At 66.2% G+C, this 17,098-nt stretch carries 14 protein-coding genes; 7 read left to right on the forward strand and 7 right to left on the reverse strand.

Annotated elements, in window-relative coordinates; translation table 11 throughout:
- Window position 1 precedes the first annotated feature (1 nt).
- The 4 genes from V5F84_RS12780 to V5F84_RS12795 all read right to left on the reverse strand — a co-directional run bounded on the left by V5F84_RS12780 (window position 2) and on the right by V5F84_RS12795 (window position 6,150).
- Window positions 2–1,393 (reverse strand): GntP family permease, encoded by a 1,392-nt coding sequence (locus V5F84_RS12780; RefSeq protein WP_394043507.1) that lies wholly within the window; start codon window positions 1,391–1,393, stop codon window positions 2–4.
- Window positions 1,394–1,900: 507 nt separating this feature from the next.
- Window positions 1,901–2,281: a hypothetical protein gene (locus V5F84_RS12785; RefSeq protein WP_394043506.1), complete on the reverse strand. Its 381-nt coding sequence runs from the start codon at window positions 2,279–2,281 to the stop codon at window positions 1,901–1,903.
- 40 nt (window positions 2,282–2,321) lie between these two features.
- Window positions 2,322–4,055 carry a Vps62-related protein gene (locus tag V5F84_RS12790; RefSeq protein ID WP_394043505.1) on the reverse strand — a complete coding sequence of 578 codons (1,734 nt, stop codon included), beginning with the start codon at window positions 4,053–4,055 and terminating at the stop codon, window positions 2,322–2,324.
- Window positions 4,056–4,341: 286 nt separating this feature from the next.
- A complete protein-coding gene (locus tag V5F84_RS12795) occupies window positions 4,342–6,150 on the reverse strand; it encodes a class I poly(R)-hydroxyalkanoic acid synthase (RefSeq protein ID WP_394043504.1) in 1,809 nt (602 codons plus the stop codon).
- Between the two features lie 167 nt (window positions 6,151–6,317).
- Here V5F84_RS12795 and V5F84_RS12800 point away from each other — a divergent pair, with 167 nt between their 5' ends.
- Genes V5F84_RS12800 through recJ form a run of 7 tightly spaced genes read left to right on the forward strand, consistent with a single transcriptional unit; the run spans window position 6,318 to window position 14,426 of the window.
- On the forward strand, window positions 6,318–6,653 hold the full coding sequence (locus V5F84_RS12800; protein WP_394043503.1) for a hypothetical protein: 336 nt from the start codon (window positions 6,318–6,320) through the stop codon (window positions 6,651–6,653).
- Window positions 6,650–7,696, forward strand: coding sequence for a lipopolysaccharide heptosyltransferase II (gene waaF, locus V5F84_RS12805; protein ID WP_394043502.1), 1,047 nt, complete (start codon window positions 6,650–6,652; stop codon window positions 7,694–7,696). Before V5F84_RS12800 ends, waaF begins: the two co-directional genes overlap by 4 nt.
- A 57-nt stretch (window positions 7,697–7,753) precedes the next feature.
- Window positions 7,754–8,971 (forward strand): LL-diaminopimelate aminotransferase, encoded by a 1,218-nt coding sequence (locus V5F84_RS12810; RefSeq protein WP_394043501.1) that lies wholly within the window; start codon window positions 7,754–7,756, stop codon window positions 8,969–8,971.
- 23 nt (window positions 8,972–8,994) lie between these two features.
- On the forward strand, window positions 8,995–10,290 hold the full coding sequence (locus V5F84_RS12815; protein WP_394043500.1) for a homoserine dehydrogenase: 1,296 nt from the start codon (window positions 8,995–8,997) through the stop codon (window positions 10,288–10,290).
- Window positions 10,291–10,293: 3 nt separating this feature from the next.
- Window positions 10,294–11,277 carry a class II fructose-bisphosphatase gene (glpX, locus tag V5F84_RS12820; protein ID WP_394043499.1) on the forward strand — a complete coding sequence of 328 codons (984 nt, stop codon included), beginning with the start codon at window positions 10,294–10,296 and terminating at the stop codon, window positions 11,275–11,277.
- 52 nt (window positions 11,278–11,329) lie between these two features.
- A complete protein-coding gene (locus tag V5F84_RS12825; protein WP_394043498.1) occupies window positions 11,330–12,574 on the forward strand; it encodes an MgtC/SapB family protein in 1,245 nt (414 codons plus the stop codon).
- Window positions 12,575–12,614: 40 nt separating this feature from the next.
- Window positions 12,615–14,426 carry a single-stranded-DNA-specific exonuclease RecJ gene (gene recJ, locus V5F84_RS12830; RefSeq protein WP_394043497.1) on the forward strand — a complete coding sequence of 604 codons (1,812 nt, stop codon included), beginning with the start codon at window positions 12,615–12,617 and terminating at the stop codon, window positions 14,424–14,426.
- A gap of 330 nt (window positions 14,427–14,756) precedes the next feature.
- On the opposite strand, the gene V5F84_RS12835 is transcribed toward recJ, so the two are convergent.
- The 3 genes from V5F84_RS12835 to V5F84_RS12845 are packed head-to-tail and all read right to left on the reverse strand — an operon-like array spanning window position 14,757 to window position 17,000.
- The gene (locus V5F84_RS12835; protein WP_394043496.1) at window positions 14,757–15,296 is read right to left on the reverse strand and encodes a hypothetical protein; all 540 of its coding nucleotides are present in this window, start codon (window positions 15,294–15,296) and stop codon (window positions 14,757–14,759) included.
- A complete protein-coding gene (locus tag V5F84_RS12840; protein WP_394043495.1) occupies window positions 15,280–16,185 on the reverse strand; it encodes a ParA family protein in 906 nt (301 codons plus the stop codon). Before V5F84_RS12840 ends, V5F84_RS12835 begins: the two co-directional genes overlap by 17 nt.
- On the reverse strand, window positions 16,185–17,000 hold the full coding sequence (locus V5F84_RS12845) for a hypothetical protein (RefSeq protein ID WP_394043494.1): 816 nt from the start codon (window positions 16,998–17,000) through the stop codon (window positions 16,185–16,187). Before V5F84_RS12845 ends, V5F84_RS12840 begins: the two co-directional genes overlap by 1 nt.
- Between the last annotated feature and the right edge of the window lie 98 nt (window positions 17,001–17,098).

Raw genomic sequence — 17,098 nt, forward strand, 5'->3', positions numbered from 1 at the left:
CTCAATAAAGCCCGGTCAGGTAATAGAAGCCGATCACGAAGAACACGGCCAGCGTCTTCACCAGCGTGATGGCGAAGATGTCGCCGTAGGATTGGCGATGGGTCAGGCCGCACACGGCGAGCAGGGTGATCACGGCGCCGTTGTGGGGCAGGGTGTCCATGCCGCCGGAGGCCATGGCCGCGACACGATGCATCACTTCCATGGGGATGCCGGCGGCATTGGCCGCGGCGATGAATTGCTCCGACATGGCCGCAAGGGCGATCGAGAGGCCGCCGGATGCGGAGCCGGTGATGCCCGCCAGCGCCGTGATCGAGATCGCCTCGTTGATCAGCGGGTTCGGGATGGCGGTGAGCGCGCTCTTGATGACGAGGAAGCCCGGCAGGGCGGCGATCACCGCGCCGAAGCCATATTCCGAGGCGGTGTTGAGCCCGGCGAGCAACGCGCCGGCGACCGCCGCTTTCGAGCCGTCCGCGAACTGCGCCGCCACCCGGCGGAAGGAGAAGACGAAGACGGTGAGAATGCCCAGCAGCAAGGCGCCGGCGACCGACCAGATCGCCACCACCGAATTCACCGCAAGGCTGATTTCCGGCGTGCCCGGCGTCAGCGCGGCGCGGGCCGTGTCGCCATAGGCGTGCGGGATCGCCCAGCCGATCAGCAGGTTGGAGACGCCCACCACGACCAGCGGCGAGATGGCGATGAAGGGGTTCACCAGCGGCTCGTCGGCACGGATCGTGGGCTCGTTGGAATGGTTGTCGCCATAGGTCTCCCCCGCCTTCGCGGCCTGCCGGCGCCGGAAGTCGAGATAGGCAAGTCCCACCGCCAGCATGAAGACCGCGCCCACGAGACCAAGGATCGGCGCCGCATAGGCCGTGGTGTGGAAAAAGGTGGTGGGGATGATGTTCTGGATCTGCGGCGTGCCCGGCAGCGTATCCATGGTAAAGCCGAAGGCGCCGAGGGCGATGGCGGCGGGCAGCAGGCGCTTCGGGATTCCCACCTGGCGGAACAGTTCCGCGCCGAAGGGATAGACCGCGAACACCACGACGAACAGCGAGACGCCGCCATAGGTGAGCACCGCGCCCACCAGCACGATGGCCAGCATCGCCTGGCCCGCGCCGAGGATGCCGATGATGGCGGACACGATGGCACGGGAGAAGCCGGACAGCTCGATCACCTTCCCGAACACCGCACCGAGCAGGAACAGGGGGAAGTAGAGCTTGATGAAGCCCACCATCTTATCCATGAACAGGCCGGAATAGATGACGGGCACGGCGGCCGGATCGGTGAGCAGCACCGCGCCGAGCGCGGCGACCGGCGCAAACAGGATCACGCTGAAGCCGCGATAGGCGACGAACATCAAGAACGCGAGCGCGCCCAAACAGATGAGGAAACTCATCGTCTATCCCTTAAGCCCTGAGGACAACGGCCGGCCGCCAGCCCCCTGGCGCGCCGGCGATGGTGTGCGGGTACGATTGTTCGCACCTGCACACCAATCACTAGCGGGCTAACCTGACCGGCGTGCGACATCTGCGCAAGCCCGCGCCAGGATGGAGCGCGGGGCGCCTGTCGCCGGTTTGGCGCGCGTTGGGGAAGGGGAGCGGCAGGCGCGTGCGCTGCGATCCATCGGCCTTCATGGGCTGACGCCATTGCAGCGGAGCATCGTCATGCACGGGCTTGACCCGTGCATCCACGCGGCACCGCTGGGACCCGCATTTCAAGGCCCGCGCGGGCGGCCCGGCTTGGATGGCCGGGACGAGCCCGGCCATGCCAATGGTTCAAAGAAGGCAGGTGCGCGCACCTGCCGTCAGCGCCTCGTCGATCCACCCCGCGGGTCGATCGGTCCTGAGCCCGGTGCTGAGCCCCTTCGCTCCAAGGCCTCAATGCGACCGGCCTTGGACCGGCCCTAACGTGGACAGGCGCGGGAGCTGGTCGGCAGTTTGGAAACCGCGTTCGCGGTGATCCGGCTCCGCTGCACGGTTTCCGACGGCCAGTCGTTGCATTTCAGCTCTCCCCGCACCTGGAAGCTGGTCCGCCGGCCGTCGCAGGTCACCGGGAAGGTCCAGGTCACATAACTGCCCGGCCCGAATACATTGTTGCAGTTATGACAATATTGGACTGTATCGCGAGACTTATTCCCGTTCCGACAGAAATAATTCAGGCGTTCGCCGATGCGCCATGAGCCGGCTTCCGCAAGGCCGGTCGAAGCGAACAACAGGACGGCGGCAAGCGCAGCGCCGGCACCGGGCAGGACGCGCCGATGCGCGCCGATCATAACGCGGGACATGGTTGGTCTCCCAATTTGCGATGGTCACGAGCGGAGCGGGTCAGGAATCCAGGAGGCTGGATTTGAGCGTGACGGGGCTGCCGGACGGGTTGTTCCAATAGTCGAAGCCGTGGAACAGGTTCAGCGAGACCCCGCTCGCCGGCGTTTTCGGCTCGATGCGATAGATCTCGGCTTCCCGGTCGCCGACGCGAACCGCCCCGCCGACATCCCCGGCGCTCAACATGCGCCATCCGGACCCCCAGAGATTGGTGCCGGTGGTGAGGAAATTGATCTTGCCGATGCTGTTGGACCAGACCGAGTCGCCATAGCGCGCCAACTCGGTATCCACTTCGCGGACGCAGCGGAAATCGTCCAGCGGCGGCGCTTTCCAGGAGGGCGAGATGATGTGCCCGAGCGCCACATAGCCGTCCGGCGCCACCATTCTCCAGATGCTGAACTCGCGGAACCCGCTGCCCACCGACGACCAGATCTGGATGCAGCCGACCGGAGGCTTGAGCAGAGTCTGGTTCGGGCTCGGGTCCTTCACCAGATAGGTGGTGCCGCGCGCATGGCCGTAATGGTTCTCCACCATGTGGCCGAGCAGAAAGAAGTCCTTCTGCTGCGCGGTCCGCACCGGCACGAAGACCGACATGTCGCTCTTCGTGCCCATGCCCTTGTCGGTCAGAAGGGTCGTGAAGGTCTCGCACTTCGCCAGTTTCAGCCGGCTCTCGGTCGCATAGATGATGCCGGCGTTGCGCTGTTTCAGAAACTGCCGGGCCAGCGCTTCGACCTTCTGGGCGCGCTTGGGCGAGGTGCACAAGGTCCAGATCGGCAACAGGGCATTGCGCGTTTCGAAGCCGCAGAGGGTGGGGGCCTCGTCGATGCTGGCGGCCCATTCGGGAATCTGATCCTGGTTCAGAACGGCGCTCTTGCCGCCGACGGAGAGCCAGGCGACGGATTCCGTCTCCTTCTTGAAGGTCTCGCTGGTTTCCTTATTGCGTTCCGCGCGTGCCGTGACCGACCCGGTCTTGACCTTGGGCGCGCCCTCCACGCCCTCGCCGAGGCCGGCCGCGCTGTCGAACGAGGCCTTGATGGAGGATTCCACCTTCTCCACGCGCGAACTCTCGGCGGATTTGAGGACGCTCGTGCATTCGCAATAGCCCCCATAGAGGCTCTGGCGGACGAAATGGGTGCCGTACTGGTCGAAGAATTCGGTCAACGCTTCCTCGTCGCCATTCAGGATCGCCGCCACTTCCGGCCGCACGAAGGGTTTGAAATTGGCCGGCAGCTCGACCCGCGCGATGGTGCGCACGAAGCGCAGCGTCAGCAGGCTGCTGGTGGTCTTCAAGGTGCGTGTATCGGTGACGGAATTGGAGATCGCGCCGGAAAATCCGCCGTAGGAGGCATCCAGGCCCAGTTTCTCCGACACTTCCGAGGTGTATTGATCGGCGGTCGAGCCGAAGATGCGGTTGAACCCCTGTGTCGGCAGGACGGTCCATTCCAATTGGGAACGCGCCGTCACGGTTCCGTCGGGGCCGCGCTTGACGATGACGAATTCGAAATCATCGTCGCCCGTGGATTCGACTTGCAGGTCGAACAGCTGGCCACGCAGCGCCTGCTGGAGGTTGAGGCCCCGGCTCACATCGTAGCCGTGGCCCACACCGGCGTCGTTCTTCTTATTGGCGATCTGGGAGAGGCGGTTCGTGCCGCCCGAGCCCGCACCGCTGCCGCCCTTGGATTTGGTCTTCGCGTCATTTTTCTCAGCCCCGATGGGCTCAAGATCTCCGTTCGCCATAGATCCCTCCTGAGATGTCGGAGCATCGACCGGCGGCCAGGCAGCAGAGGGCATTCTCAGACCACACCCGTCCTCGCGGGTGTGCGGCAATGCAGAACCCGCCGAGACGAACGGCGGGCGGTTTCTGACGTGGTCCGGGCGAGCGATGTCCGTGGCAGGACTATGCGAGATACACCAAAAACGTGCAATAAATAATATCCACAACCAAATAGGTTGTGGCGCGTGCATCCTTCGCCACTCTTAGGCCGGTGACGCAGCGGCACTTAACTGGCGGCTGACAGGAATTCTAGGACCGTTCGCGCACGTAGCGGCCGGGGGCGTCCTCGATGGGTTGCAGAACGCCGCCGCCGGGCTCGCGGGCCGGGACCTCTTCCTGATGCATGGCGCTGAACCATTGCATCCAATCCGGCCACCAGGAGCCGGGGTGCTCCTGCGCCGCGCCGAGCCAATCCTCATAGGCCCCGCCCACCGCGCCGCCGGTCCAGTGCTGGTATTTCACCTTGGCCGGCGGGTTCACAACCCCTGCTATATGCCCCGAGCCCGCCAGCACGAACCGGACCGGGCCGCTGAGGAGGCCGGCGCCGATGAAGGCGGATTTCGGCGGGGCGATATGATCCTCGCGCGTGGCGAGCGCATAGACCGGGATATTGACCTTGTGCATGTCGATGGGCACGCCGGCGATCCGCGCGAGCCCCTTGGCGATGTTGTTTTCCAGGTAGCAATTGCGCAGGTAATAGGAATGGTTGGCCGCCGGCATGCGGGTGGAATCCGCATTCCAATAGAGCAGGTCGAACGGGAAGGGCTGCTGGCCCTTCATGTAATTGTTCACCACATAGGGCCAGATCAGATCATTGGACCGGAGCATGTTGAAGGCGGACGCCATCTTGCGGCCTTCGAGATAGCCGGTCTCCTGCATTTTGCGCTCGATCACCGCAAGCTGCTCTTCATCCACGAACACCTTCAGGTCGCCCGCATGGGTGAAGTCGATCTGGGTGGTGAGGAAGGTGGCGCTCGGAATGCGCGTATCGCCGGCGGCGGCCATATAGGCCAGCGTCACCGCGAGCAGCGTGCCGCCGACGCAATATCCGATGGTGTGGGCCTGCTTCTCCCCGGTCGCCTTCTCGATCGCATCGAGGGCGGCCATGATACCCTCGCGCATGTAATCGTCGAACCCTTTCGCGGCGAGGCGCGCGTCGGGATTGACCCAGGAAATGACGAACACCGTCAATCCCTGGTCCACCAGCCATTTGATGAAGGATTTTTCCGGGTTCAGATCGAGAATGTAGAACTTGTTGATCCACGGCGGCACCAGCAGCACCGGCAGTTTCTTCACGTTCGGCGTGGTCGGCGCATATTGGATGAGCTGCATCAGATCGGTTTCGAACACCACCTTGCCCGGCGTGGTCGCGAGATTGCGGCCGACCTCGAAGGCGGAAAGGTCGGTCTGGCGAATACGCAGGTCGCCGTTCCCCTCGATCAGATCCTCGGTGAAGTGCTTCATGCCCCGCACGAGGTTTTCGCCGTTGGAGTTCAGCGTCTCGCGCAGCAGCTCGGGATTGGTCAGGATGAAATTGGACGGGGAGATGGCGTTGGTGAGCTGGCGCACCAGGAACTCGGCCTTGTGCTTCACATGGGGGTCGAGGCCGTCGGCCTCCTTCACCATGGAATCGGCCCAGTGGGTGGTGACCAGATAAGTCTGCTTCAGCGCGTCGAAGAACGGGTTGGAATTCCACTCCGGGTCCTTGAAGCGCCCATCCTTCGGGTCGGGGGCGGTCACCGTTTCGGCGGGTTCGCCGGACATTTTCTTCAGCGCCGCCGACCAGACGGAAATATAATTGGTCATCAGGCGGGATTGCGCCTCGGCCGTGCGCTGGGGGTCGGCCATCCAATATTCCGCGACCTGGCCGAACGTCTTGAAGGCGTCGGCGATGTCGTCGGCCATGTCGTCTTTTTTGGTGCCGGCCTCGCGCGGGCGGATATAAGCCGCCATCGCCTTGCCGCCTTCCTCGATCAATTGAGCAAGGTTATGGGCGAAGGCGTCCATATCGAGCCGGCCGGAGCGGGTTGCGGGTGTGAGGTCCTTTGGCGCGGACATGGTCAATCCTTGGGCGGCGCCCCGCCAAATGTCGGATCTTTGTCGGAGATCGTGACGGGGCCTGTTTCGCGTTTCCTGCTTCGGGCATATTAGCGAGCCGCATGGCGAGGGGCGAGGTGCTTCGTCTGCGGCGGATGAGCGGTATGGAAGATTTATGCGGGGAAAAGATGAATAGCGCAGGGCGCCAGACATTTTCGGCCGTGCGCCGGCGCGCCGCGCCGTCCCCGCGTGCCTGGGCGCGGGCGTCCGTCCTGATGCTGGGGCTTGCGCTCGCGGGCTGCGCCGGCGAATCGAGCATTCCGTTCCTGGAACCCAAGGTGCCCGACGTGCCGAAGGTGGAAGCGGGGAATTTCCCCAATTTCAGCGTTCCGCCCACGCCCCGCCCGCCGGCGATGTCGCCGGACCAGCTCGCCAAGGTGCAGGCGGAACTGGAGAATGCGGCGAATGACGCCCAGCGCCGGCTTCAGCAGGCCGATGCGGATGCTCAGAAGGGTCAGCCGTGAGCCTTCCCACCCGGACGCCGCCTGCCGAGGGCGAAGGGGGCGGCGCGGCATTCCTGATCGCGGGCTTCGGCGGGATCGGCGATCACGTCCGCTGTTTCGCGCTGGCGCGCCACGTGGCGCGGCGGTTTCCCGGCGTCGCGATCGATTTCCTGTGTCGCAGCCCCACGGACCGGCTGGTCCGCTTCGTGCCGGAACTGCGCAAGGCCTGGGTGGACGACACGCCCCATCGCGCGCTCGGCCTGCGGCAGAAGCTGGACCTGGCCCGGCGCCTGCGCAACGAGCGGTATCGCCGGGTCTATGTGGTGAGCCGCACCTATAAGGCCGCCATCGTGCCGTTCCTCGCCGGCATCCCCGAGCGGGTCGGCTGGTTCGGCGAGGGGCGCCTTTTCCTCATCAACCAGGTGCGCTGGGGCGAGGGGCAGATCCATGGGGAGACCCAGAAGGTCTGTGCCCTGGCGCGCGAGCCCGACGAGGTGATGGAGGCGATTCTTCCGCCGCGCCTCAAGGTCGAGCCGACCGATCTCTATGCCTGGCAGAAAAGCGCCCAGGCGGTGCCGGACGGCCGGCCGGTGCTCGCCCTTGCGCCCGGGGCTTATAATGTGAAGCGGCTCTGGCCGGCGGAGCGCTTCGCCGAGATCGCCGCCGCCTTCGCCGCGCGTGGCTTTGCCGTGTGGGTGCTCGGCGGCCCGGCGGAGGCGGAGGCCGCCCGCATCATCGCCGCCGCGACCCCGGTGCGCGATTTTACCGCGACTCCGCTGGAGGAGGCGGTGTTTCAGGCGGCGAGCGCCAACGTGCTGCTGGGCAATGATTCGGGCATCCTGCACATGACGGCGGCGCTGGACGTGCCCTGCGTCGGCCTTTTCGGGCCCACCGTGTGCGCCATCACAGGCCCGAGCAATGCCTGCGTGCGAGAGGTGCGCCCGCCGCATGGCAGCCTTGACCTTGCGCAAATCTCGACCCGGACGGTGGAAGACGCGCTTTTGATGCAAATCTCGCACTTGCAGCATTCGATGAGCACTTTTTCCTTCACCGAACAGTGGTAGAACGCTCGTTCGCCGCGCCGGGAGAAGAAGGGCACGCGGCTTGGGAGCTTGACTGAGATGACCGATTTCCACCGCATTCGCCGGCTGCCGCCTTACGTGTTCGAGCAGGTGAATCGTGTGAAGGCCGCCGCCCGCAACAATGGCGCGGATATCGTCGACCTCGGCATGGGCAATCCGGATCTCGATGCGCCGGCCCATGTGATCGAGAAGCTGAAGGAAACCATCGGCAAGCCGCGCACCGACCGTTATTCCGCCTCCAAGGGCATTCCCGGTTTGCGCCGCGCCCAGGCCGCCTATTATGCGCGCCGGTTCGGCGTGAAGCTGGATCCGGATCGCCAGGTGGTGGCCACCCTCGGCTCGAAGGAAGGCTTCGCCAATATGGCGCAGGCGATCACCGCGCCGGGCGATGTCATCCTGACGCCCAATCCGAGCTATCCGATCCACGCCTTCGGCTTCCTGATGGCGGGCGGCGTGATCCGCTCGGTGCCGGTGGAGCCGGACGCCGGCTTCTTCCATGCCATGGAACGGGCAGTGCAGCATTCCATCCCGAAGCCCATCGCGGTGGTGCTGTGCTATCCCTCGAACCCCACCGCAACGGTTGCGAGCCTGGATTTCTATCGGGATGTGGTGGCCTTCGCGAAGAAGAACGACCTCATCATCCTCTCCGACCTCGCCTATGCGGAGCTCTATTTCGACGACAACCCGCCGCCCTCCGTGTTGCAGGTGCCGGGCGCCATGGACGTGACGGTGGAATTCACCTCCATGTCCAAGACCTATTCCATGGCCGGCTGGCGCATGGGCTTCGCGGTCGGCAACGAGCGGCTCATCGCCGCCCTTTCGCGCGTGAAATCCTATCTCGACTACGGCGCCTATACCCCGATCCAGGTGGCGGCGACGGCGGCGCTGAACGGTCCGCAGGATTGCGTGGCGGAGATGCGGGAAACCTACAAGCGGCGGCGCGATGCGCTCGTGGAGAGCTTCGGCCGTTCCGGCTGGACCATTCCGGTGCCCGAGGCGTCCATGTTCGCCTGGGCTCCCATTCCCGAGCCGTTCCGCGCCATGGGCAGCGTGGAGTTCGCCAAGCTCCTGATCGAAAAGGCCGAGGTCGCGGTCGCGCCGGGCGTCGGCTTCGGCGAGCATGGCGATGATTTCGTCCGCATCGCCGTGGTGGAGAATGAGCAGCGCATCCGCCAGGCGGCCCGCAATGTCCGCCGCTTCTTCGAGACCGCCGGCACCACCTTGCACAATGTCGTGCCGCTGAGCGCCGCCCGCTGATCCAACAGGAAACCCGATTTCCCATGAGTGACTTGAACGTGGGGCTGGCTGGCCTCGGCACCGTCGGCGTCGGCGTCGTGAAGATGCTGGAGCGCCAGTCGGCAGAGATCGCGGCCCGCACCGGCCGCACGGTGAAAGTGGTCGCGGTCAGTGCACGCGACCGGGCCAAGGATCGCGGCATCGATCTGTCGGGCGTGCGCTGGCACGACGATCCGGTGTCGCTCGCGAACGATGCCGGCATCGACGTGTTCGTGGAGCTCATGGGCGGCGAGGGCGACCCGGCCAAGGCGGCGGTCGCCGCCGCCCTTGCTGCCGGCAAGCCGGTGGTCACGGCCAACAAGGCCCTGCTGGCGAAGCACGGCATGGCGCTCGCCGCCGGTGCCGAGGCCTCCGGCGTCGCGCTCGATTTCGAAGCGGCGGTGGCGGGCGGCATTCCCATCGTGAAGACCCTGCGCGAGGCCCTGGTGGGCAATCGCATCGCCCGCGTCTCCGGCATTCTCAACGGCACCTGCAATTACATCCTCACCCGCATGGCGGACGAGGGCCTCTCCTTCGAGACCTGCCTGGCGGAGGCGCAGCGCCTCGGCTATGCGGAGGCGGACCCGACCTTCGACATCGACGGCTACGACACCGCCCACAAGCTCGCGCTCCTCACCTCGCTCGCGTTCGGCACGCAGGTGGACGCGGACGCGATCTATGTGGAAGGCATCCGCTCGCTGACCCTGGCCGATCTCCAGGCGGCGGACGAGCTGGGATACAAGGTCAAGCTGCTCGGCGTCGCGGTGCGCACCGAGGATGGCATCGAGCAGCGCGTGCACCCCACCATGGTGCCCAAGCACTGGCCCATCGCCCAGGTGGCGGGCGTGACCAATGCCGTCGCCGTGGACGGCGATGCGGTCGCCCTCACGCTGGTCGGCCCCGGGGCGGGCGGCGCCGCGACGGCCTCCGCCGTGGTGGCGGATCTGGTGGATCTGGCGCGGGGCGTGCGGGGCTATCCGTTCGGCCTGCCGACCGCGGCGCTCCAGGTGCCGCGCCGGGCACCGATGCAATTGCACGAGGGCGGCTATTACATCCGGCTTGCGGCGGTCAACAAGCCGGGCACCGCCGCCACCATTGCCGGCCGCATGGCGGATGAGGGGATCTCGCTGGAATCCATCGTCCAACACCGCCCCACGCGCATGGGCGAGGGCGAGCAGGCGACGGTGATCCTGATCACCTATGCCACGACGGAAGAGGCCGTGCGGCGCGCCGTGGCGGCCATCGAGGCGGAAGGCGTCATCGCCAATCCGCCCCAGGTGATCCGCATCGAGAAGGACTGATCCATGCCCGAAGCGCGCGCGGCCCAGGTGCTGGATCGCCGTTTTGCCCTGGAACTCGCCCGCGTGACCGAGCGCGCCGCGGTGGCGGCGGCGCGGCTGCGGGGGCGCGGCGACGAGCAGGCCGCCGACGAGGCGGCGAGCGCCGCGGCCTATCGCGAATTGTCGAAAATGCCGCTGAGCGGCCGGGTGGTGATCGGCGAGGGTCTGGAAGGGGAAGTGCCCCACCTGTTCCTCGGCGAGGAGGTGGGCGAGGGCGGGGATGCGGTGGACATCGCCGTCGACCCGCTGGAAGGCACGACCCTGTGCGCCAAGAACATGCCGGGCTCCATCTCGGTGATCGTCATCGCCGAGACCGGTTCGCTTCTCGCCGCGCCGCCGGTCTATATGGAGAAGATCGCCATCGGCCCCGGCTATCCCGAAGGGATCGTCTCGCTCGCAGCGACGCACCAGGAAAACATCCATGCGCTGGCGAAGGCGCGCGGCATCTCGCCGTCCGAAATCACCGCCCTGGTGCTTGATCGTCCGCGCCATGCCGCGCTGATCGAGGCCGTGCACGCGGCGGGCGCCTCGGTGAAGCTGATCACCGACGGCGACGTGGCGGGGATCATCCACACCACCAATCCGCAGGACAGCGGCGTGGACATTTATCTCGGCAGCGGCGGCGCCGCCGAGGGGGTGCTTGCGGCGGCGGCGCTGAGCTGCATCGGCGGCCAGATGGAAGGCCGCCTCGTGCTCGACACCGAGGCCAAGCGCACCAAGGCCAAGCAGATGGGCATTCGCGATTTCTCGCGCATCTACAAGCTCTCCGACATGGTGCGCGGCGATTGCCTGGTGTCGGCCACGGGCGTGACCAACGGCGCACTGCTCCAGGGCGTGCGGTTCGGCCGCGCGGTGATCGAGACCGATACGGTGCTCATGCGCTCGTCCACGGGAACCGTGCGGCGCGTGAAGACCGAGCACCGGGATTTCTCCAAGTTCGTATTCTAAAGCGCGCGCCTTCGGTCCGCGCGGTGGGCGGTTGGGGGGCAGGGGGAGGGCGATGCAGGACCTGCTGTTGCGCCTTGCCACGGCGCTCGCCATCGGGCTGATCGTCGGTATCGAGCGCGGCTGGCAGGCCCGTGAGCGGCCCGCCGGCAGCCGCACCGCCGGGGTCCGCACCTTCTCTCTCGCCGGCCTGCTGGGCGGCGTGTTCGCGGCGCTCGCGCAGAGCCTTCAAAGTCCGCTGGTTCTGGCCACCGGATTCCTGGTGTTCGCCTTCGCGTTCGGGGTTTTCACCTGGCGGGAGCTGGAGCGGCAGCATTCCTTTTCGATCACCGGACTGGTGGCCGGCCTGCTGGTGTTCGCGCTCGGCGCCTTCGCCGTGGTGGGCGACCCGCGCCTTGCCGGAGCCGCCGCCATCGCCGGCGCCGGCCTGCTCGCAAGCCGCAGCATGCTGCACGGCCTGGTGCGGCGGCTGACCTGGGTGGAACTGCGGTCGGCCCTGGTTCTGCTGGCCATGACGGTGATCGTGCTGCCATTGCTGCCCGACCGCACCATCGACCCGTTCCACAGCCTCAATCCGCGCGAGATCTGGCTGTTCACGGTGCTGACCGCGGCCATTTCCTATGCGGGCTATCTCGCGGTGAAGGTGGCGGGACCGCAGCGCGGCATCCTGTTCAGCGCCCTCGCCGGAGCGCTCGTGTCCTCCACCGCCGTCACCGTGGTGTTCGCGCGGCGCGCGGCGGGAGGCGAGCCGCCGACGCTGCTGGCCGGCGGGGCGTGCCTTGCCGGCATGGTCTCGATCCTGCGGGTGCTGACCCTGCTCGCGCTTCTCGCCCCGGCGGTGCTGGCGCGGGTTGCGGCACCCGCCGGCGCGGCGGCCCTCGTGCTGGCGCTCAGCGGTTTCTGGCTGATGCGACAGGCGGGCGGGCACACGGCGAAAGCCACGCGGCTCGGCAATCCGTTCGATCTCAAGCCGCTGCTGATCTTCGCGGCGGGTTTTGCGGCCGTGGCCGTGCTGAGCGCGTGGCTGTTGCAGGCGAGCGGCGCCGGCAGCCTGCTGCTGGTCAGCGCCTTGACCGGCCTCGCCGATGTGGATGTGGCCACCCTGAATGCCGCGCGCCTCGCCGGCCAGGGGATTTCGGTGAGCGACGCGGCGCATGCGGTGCTCGCGGCGCTCGGCGTGAACGCGCTGGCGCGCGCGGCCTATGGCGCCGGCGCCGGCCCGCCGGCGTTCGCCTTGCGCCTCGCCATACCCACGGGCGTCGCGGTCGCGGCCGGCGGCGCGCTGGCGCTGCTCGCATGAGCGCTCTCGACGCCGGGGCCAGGCTCTGGCTTCATGGGGCGTGACCGTGCATCCGACGAATCGCCCCTTTCTCGGCGTCACCGCCTCCGCCACCGGGCGGACGTGGCGCGACCGGCTGGACCTGCGCGCCGCCCAGAGCGCGCTTGCCATCGCCCAGCGCCACGATCTGCCGGAGCTTCTGGCGCGCATCCTGGCGGGGCGCGGCGTCGCGATCGCGGACGTGCCGGCCTATCTCGACCCCGCCATCCGCACCCTTCTTCCCGATCCCAACACGCTGACCGACATGGAAGCGGCGGTGGAGCGCCTCGCCGCCGCCGTCTGCACCGGGGAGACGGTGGCGGTGTTCGGCGATTATGACGTGGATGGCGCCACCTCCACCGCTTTGCTGGTCAGCGTGCTGCGCGCGGGCGGGCTGGATCCGCTGTTTCATATTCCCGACCGCATTTTCGAAGGCTACGGCCCGAACATCGCCGCCATCGAGCAATTGGCGGCGCGCGGCGTGACGCTGCTGGTGACGGTGGATTGCGGCACCACCAGCCTGGAGCCGCTCGCCGCCGCGCGGCGCCTCGGGCTCGACGTTGTGGTGATCGACCATCACCAGGCCGGCGAGACCCTTCCCGAGGCCGAGGCCATCGTGAACCCGAACCGGGAGGACGATCTGTCCGGCCTCGGGCACCTGTGCGCGGTGGGGCTGGTCTTCATCACCATGGTGGGTCTCGTGCGCCGGCTGCGCGAGGAGGGCCATTGGACCGAAGAGCTACCGGCTCCCGATCTGCTGGCTTCGCTGGATCTGGTCGCGCTCGGCACGGTGGCCGACGTGGTGCCGCTCATCGGCCTCAACCGCGCCTATGTGACGAAGGGGCTGATCGCCCTGCGCCGGCGCCAGCGGCCGGGCCTCACGGCGCTGATGGACGTGGCGCGGCTGGACGGACCGCCGCGCCCCTGGCATCTCGGCTTCCTGCTCGGCCCGCGCATCAATGCCGGCGGGCGGATCGGCGATGCCACGCTCGGCACGCGCCTGCTGCTGGAGCAGGACCCCATGGAAGCCAAGGTGATGGCGGCGGAACTCGACCGCCTCAACACCGAGCGCCAGGAGGTGGAGCGCGCCATCCTCGCCACCGCCGAGGCCGAGGCATTCGCCGCCCATGGCGACCAGGCCGGCGCCGCCGTGGTGGTGAGCGGCGACGGATGGCATCCCGGCGTGGTGGGGCTGGTCGCCTCGCGCCTGAAGGAGCGGTTCAACCGCCCGGCGCTGGCGATCGCTTTTTTGGGCGACACCGGCACCGGCTCGGCCCGCTCCATTCCCGGGGTCGATCTCGGCCGCGCGGTGCGGGGCGCGGTGGAGCAGGGATTGCTGGTGAAGGGCGGCGGCCATGCCATGGCGGCGGGCCTCACGGTGGAGCGTAAGCGGCTCGGCGACCTGCGCGCCTATCTGGAGCGCGAGCTTGCCGAAGCGGTGGAACGCGCCCGTTCGGAAGGTGCGCTCACCATCGATGCCGCCCTGACGGCGTCCGGCGCGACACCCGCGCTGGTGGATCTGGTGGCCAGGGCGGGGCCCTATGGCGCCGGCAATCCGGAGCCGGTGTTCGCCTTCCCCTCCCATCGCCTCTCCTATGTGGAGACGTTCGGCACCGGCCACATGCGCGCCCGCCTCACCGCGCGCGACGGCTCGACCCTGCGCGCGGTCGCCTTCCGCTGCGCCGAGGAGCCCCTCGGCCGCGCGCTGACGGAACTGCGGGGCCGCACCGTGCACGTGGCCGGATCCCTGGATCTCGACCACTGGCAAGGCGAAGCCCGCGTGACGCTCCGCCTGCGCGATATCGCGGAGGCCGGGCCGGACGGGCAGGGGTGAGGGGGGAGATGGGGCTTTCCGGCTTCTCCTGGTTTTTTCCGGTAGCAGGGCGGGGCGCTCCGCCGCTGCCGATCTTCTTTTCCGCTTGTTATTCACGCCCTTGGCTGCTTGCCCGAGCGTGACCCTCCCAAGCCCCCTCCCTAACCCTCCCCCGCACGCGGGAGAGGGGATGTTATTATTCTTGGGAAGATCGATTGTTCCATGAAGCGCCACAGCTCTCCCTCTCCCGCGTGCGGGGGAGGGCTGGGGAGGGGGCTTCGGCGGAGGGTCAGGAGCGGGCTTCAGCCCGGCCCGAAGAAGCGGCCTCCCTTCGTCCCTCCAAACGCCCGCCTACGCCTTCTTCGCGCGCCCGCCTCGGCCCGCCGGCTTTGCCGGCGGCGTCGGCGCCGGTGCCTCGGCCTGCGGCTTGGCGGTGGTCTTCGGTGCGGGCGGCCGCTCTCTGAGATGTGCCGCTTCGAAGGCATCCGTGATCTTCATAAGGCCCTCTAGCGCGGGCTTCTTCTTTGCTGGGGCCTTCGCCTTCGTCTTGCTCTTTGGAGCATCAGGTTCCGGTTCCTTGATTCCAAACCCAAGCTCATGGAGGAGAACTCGGGCGGGCGATGGCTCTAACCCTGCGCGGTTTTTATCCAGTTTCTTCACCAGAGAAGCGATCTCTGTGTCCTTCAGCGTATCGAGAAGAACGGTTGCGAGATCGTCGCCGATGGCCTTGAAGAGCGTACGCAGTTGGTCGAGCGTGAGGCCCTTAGCCTTGACCTGCTTGACCAACAATTTCTCGGCAGCGACAGCGACATCGGTTGAAAGGTCGGGGAACGCTGCGGGATGGGTGCCGATCGCCGCGAAGACGGCGTGCCCGTCAAGATGGATGGCCATCGAGAATGTCCTTCATTTCGCCCAGAAGCTGGTTGAGTGCTGTAGTGATCACTGGCCCGTATTTGCCCTGAAAGGTTCGCCCGGGTTGATCGGTGCAGACATCGGCAAGTATTGCAGCCTGCGGAATAATTGTTTTGAGCATATAATATGGCGGATCTATCGATGACACTTCCAGACGCATTCGCTCACGCGTGAGATTGTGGGTGCGAATATTTTGACATCTTGAAAAAAGGACATACGGCAGACGTTTTGGCATCGGGAGAGGAGTGCTTCGGGCAAGTGGTCCCCGCCAGAAGCTATTAGAAAACGCCGACAAACCGAGTGTTGACATGGAGTCCGGAATGGTCGGAATCAAAACCATGTCAGCACCACGAATAGCGACCTCGGTTAAAAGAGAAATTCCCGGCGCGCAGTCAAAGAAGATATAATCATACTCCTGCTTTAGCGGCGGCATTTCCCGCTCCATCCTCTTCCAAATGCGGTTCGACAGAGCGTCGATGTCGAAGCCCTTTTTGATCAGCGCACTTAATAGATATCTCTCAACATATCTAAGTGTGGGATCTGCAGCTATCAGAGAAACATTTAACAAATTAGATTTGTATGTTGTGGTTGTTACCTGATTTCTAATAAAATTGGAAATTTTACGTTGTTTTCCATCCACAAATACATCTTCTAAAAAGTAGCTAATAGTGCGTTCTTCTAAAAACAATTCGCGAAGGAGTGCGTTGCCTCCTAAGGAATATGAAACGCTCGCCTGCGCGTCCAGATCGATCACCAGCACCCGGTTTCCATCCGCTGCCAGGGCTTCCGCCAGCATCACCACCGTGGTGGTCTTGCCGACGCCGCCCTTCATGTTGGCGACGGCGATCACGCGTCCAGGCCGGGGCATCAGGCGTCCTCCTTCAGGGCTTTCTTGAGCGCGGTGCGATTGTGCGGGTTCAGGCGGCTTTCCAGGAACCCGTCCACCGTCTTGGGTGGCGTCGCCTTGCGCTTGGGGTCGAGCAGAACCTCGTAGCTTTCCGGGTCTTTGGGGCGCACAGCGAGGATCAGGCCGATGCCGTGCTCCTCGCATTGCTTGTGCACGTCCGGCAGGCGCGCCCGTGCCCTTGAGTCTTCCGGCAAGTGCCAGATGAGATGGCCGAAATGGGTAAAGCGGGTCTGCGCCAGCGCCTCATGCACCGCCAGAACCGAGCCGCCGGTCTCGGTCTTCAGCTCGAAGGCGTGCACGTCGAGTTGCGATCCGGGCATGAAGGTGAAGCGCAGCAGGCTCACCAGCATGAAATCCGGCCGCGCCCATTGGCCGGAGCTGGGACCGATGGCCGAAATGTCCTGCATTAAGGCCAACCCGCCCTTCGGCAGGTCCAGATTGCGGACGAAGGTGGTGGCGAGATAGTGCGCCACCGGTGCCATCAATTCCGCTTCCAGCGGCGCCGTCGGCGAAATCGGGGATGGGGCCGATGCCGCGGGCGGCTCGGCGGGCGGGGCCTTCAGCAGAAAGATCTTGCCGCCCTGGCCCCGCTCCCGGCCCACCCGGCCGCGCTTCAGCAGCAGGTCGCGGGCGAGGAAGAAATCCTCCGTGGAAATCGGTTGGGCGAGGCGCCGGGACAGCATGGCCCGCAGCACCCGATTCAGCACCGGCGCGCCGTCCGGCGGCAAAAGATCAAGCATCTGCTCGGCGAGTCCGGCCGCCGTACGATCTGACATGCGGCGCCGTTCCCCCGAACCCGGTGCACCCATAAGTTTCAGAACATCAACAATAAACCATCGCCGAATGCAAGCATCCCAAAGTCGCGGGGGTGCGT

The organism is Roseixanthobacter liquoris (assembly GCF_043195135.2).
GTDB lineage: Bacteria > Pseudomonadota > Alphaproteobacteria > Rhizobiales > Xanthobacteraceae > NCEH01.

What these genes read in the sequence shown, in the direction of transcription:
- V5F84_RS12780 (WP_394043507.1), bottom strand. Translation starts at nt 1,393, where the DNA reads ATGAGTTTCCTCATCTGTTTGGGCGCGCTCGCGTTCTTGATGTTCGTC.
- V5F84_RS12785 (WP_394043506.1), bottom strand. Translation starts at nt 2,281, where the DNA reads ATGTCCCGCGTTATGATCGGCGCGCATCGGCGCGTCCTGCCCGGTGCC.
- V5F84_RS12790 (WP_394043505.1), bottom strand. Translation starts at nt 4,055, where the DNA reads ATGGCGAACGGAGATCTTGAGCCCATCGGGGCTGAGAAAAATGACGCG.
- V5F84_RS12795 (WP_394043504.1), bottom strand. Translation starts at nt 6,150, where the DNA reads ATGTCCGCGCCAAAGGACCTCACACCCGCAACCCGCTCCGGCCGGCTC.
- V5F84_RS12800 (WP_394043503.1), top strand. Translation starts at nt 6,318, where the DNA reads ATGAATAGCGCAGGGCGCCAGACATTTTCGGCCGTGCGCCGGCGCGCC.
- V5F84_RS12810 (WP_394043501.1), top strand. Translation starts at nt 7,754, where the DNA reads ATGACCGATTTCCACCGCATTCGCCGGCTGCCGCCTTACGTGTTCGAG.
- V5F84_RS12815 (WP_394043500.1), top strand. Translation starts at nt 8,995, where the DNA reads ATGAGTGACTTGAACGTGGGGCTGGCTGGCCTCGGCACCGTCGGCGTC.
- glpX (WP_394043499.1), top strand. Translation starts at nt 10,294, where the DNA reads ATGCCCGAAGCGCGCGCGGCCCAGGTGCTGGATCGCCGTTTTGCCCTG.
- V5F84_RS12825 (WP_394043498.1), top strand. Translation starts at nt 11,330, where the DNA reads ATGCAGGACCTGCTGTTGCGCCTTGCCACGGCGCTCGCCATCGGGCTG.
- V5F84_RS12835 (WP_394043496.1), bottom strand. Translation starts at nt 15,296, where the DNA reads ATGGCCATCCATCTTGACGGGCACGCCGTCTTCGCGGCGATCGGCACC.
- V5F84_RS12840 (WP_394043495.1), bottom strand. Translation starts at nt 16,185, where the DNA reads ATGCCCCGGCCTGGACGCGTGATCGCCGTCGCCAACATGAAGGGCGGC.
- V5F84_RS12845 (WP_394043494.1), bottom strand. Translation starts at nt 17,000, where the DNA reads ATGTCAGATCGTACGGCGGCCGGACTCGCCGAGCAGATGCTTGATCTT.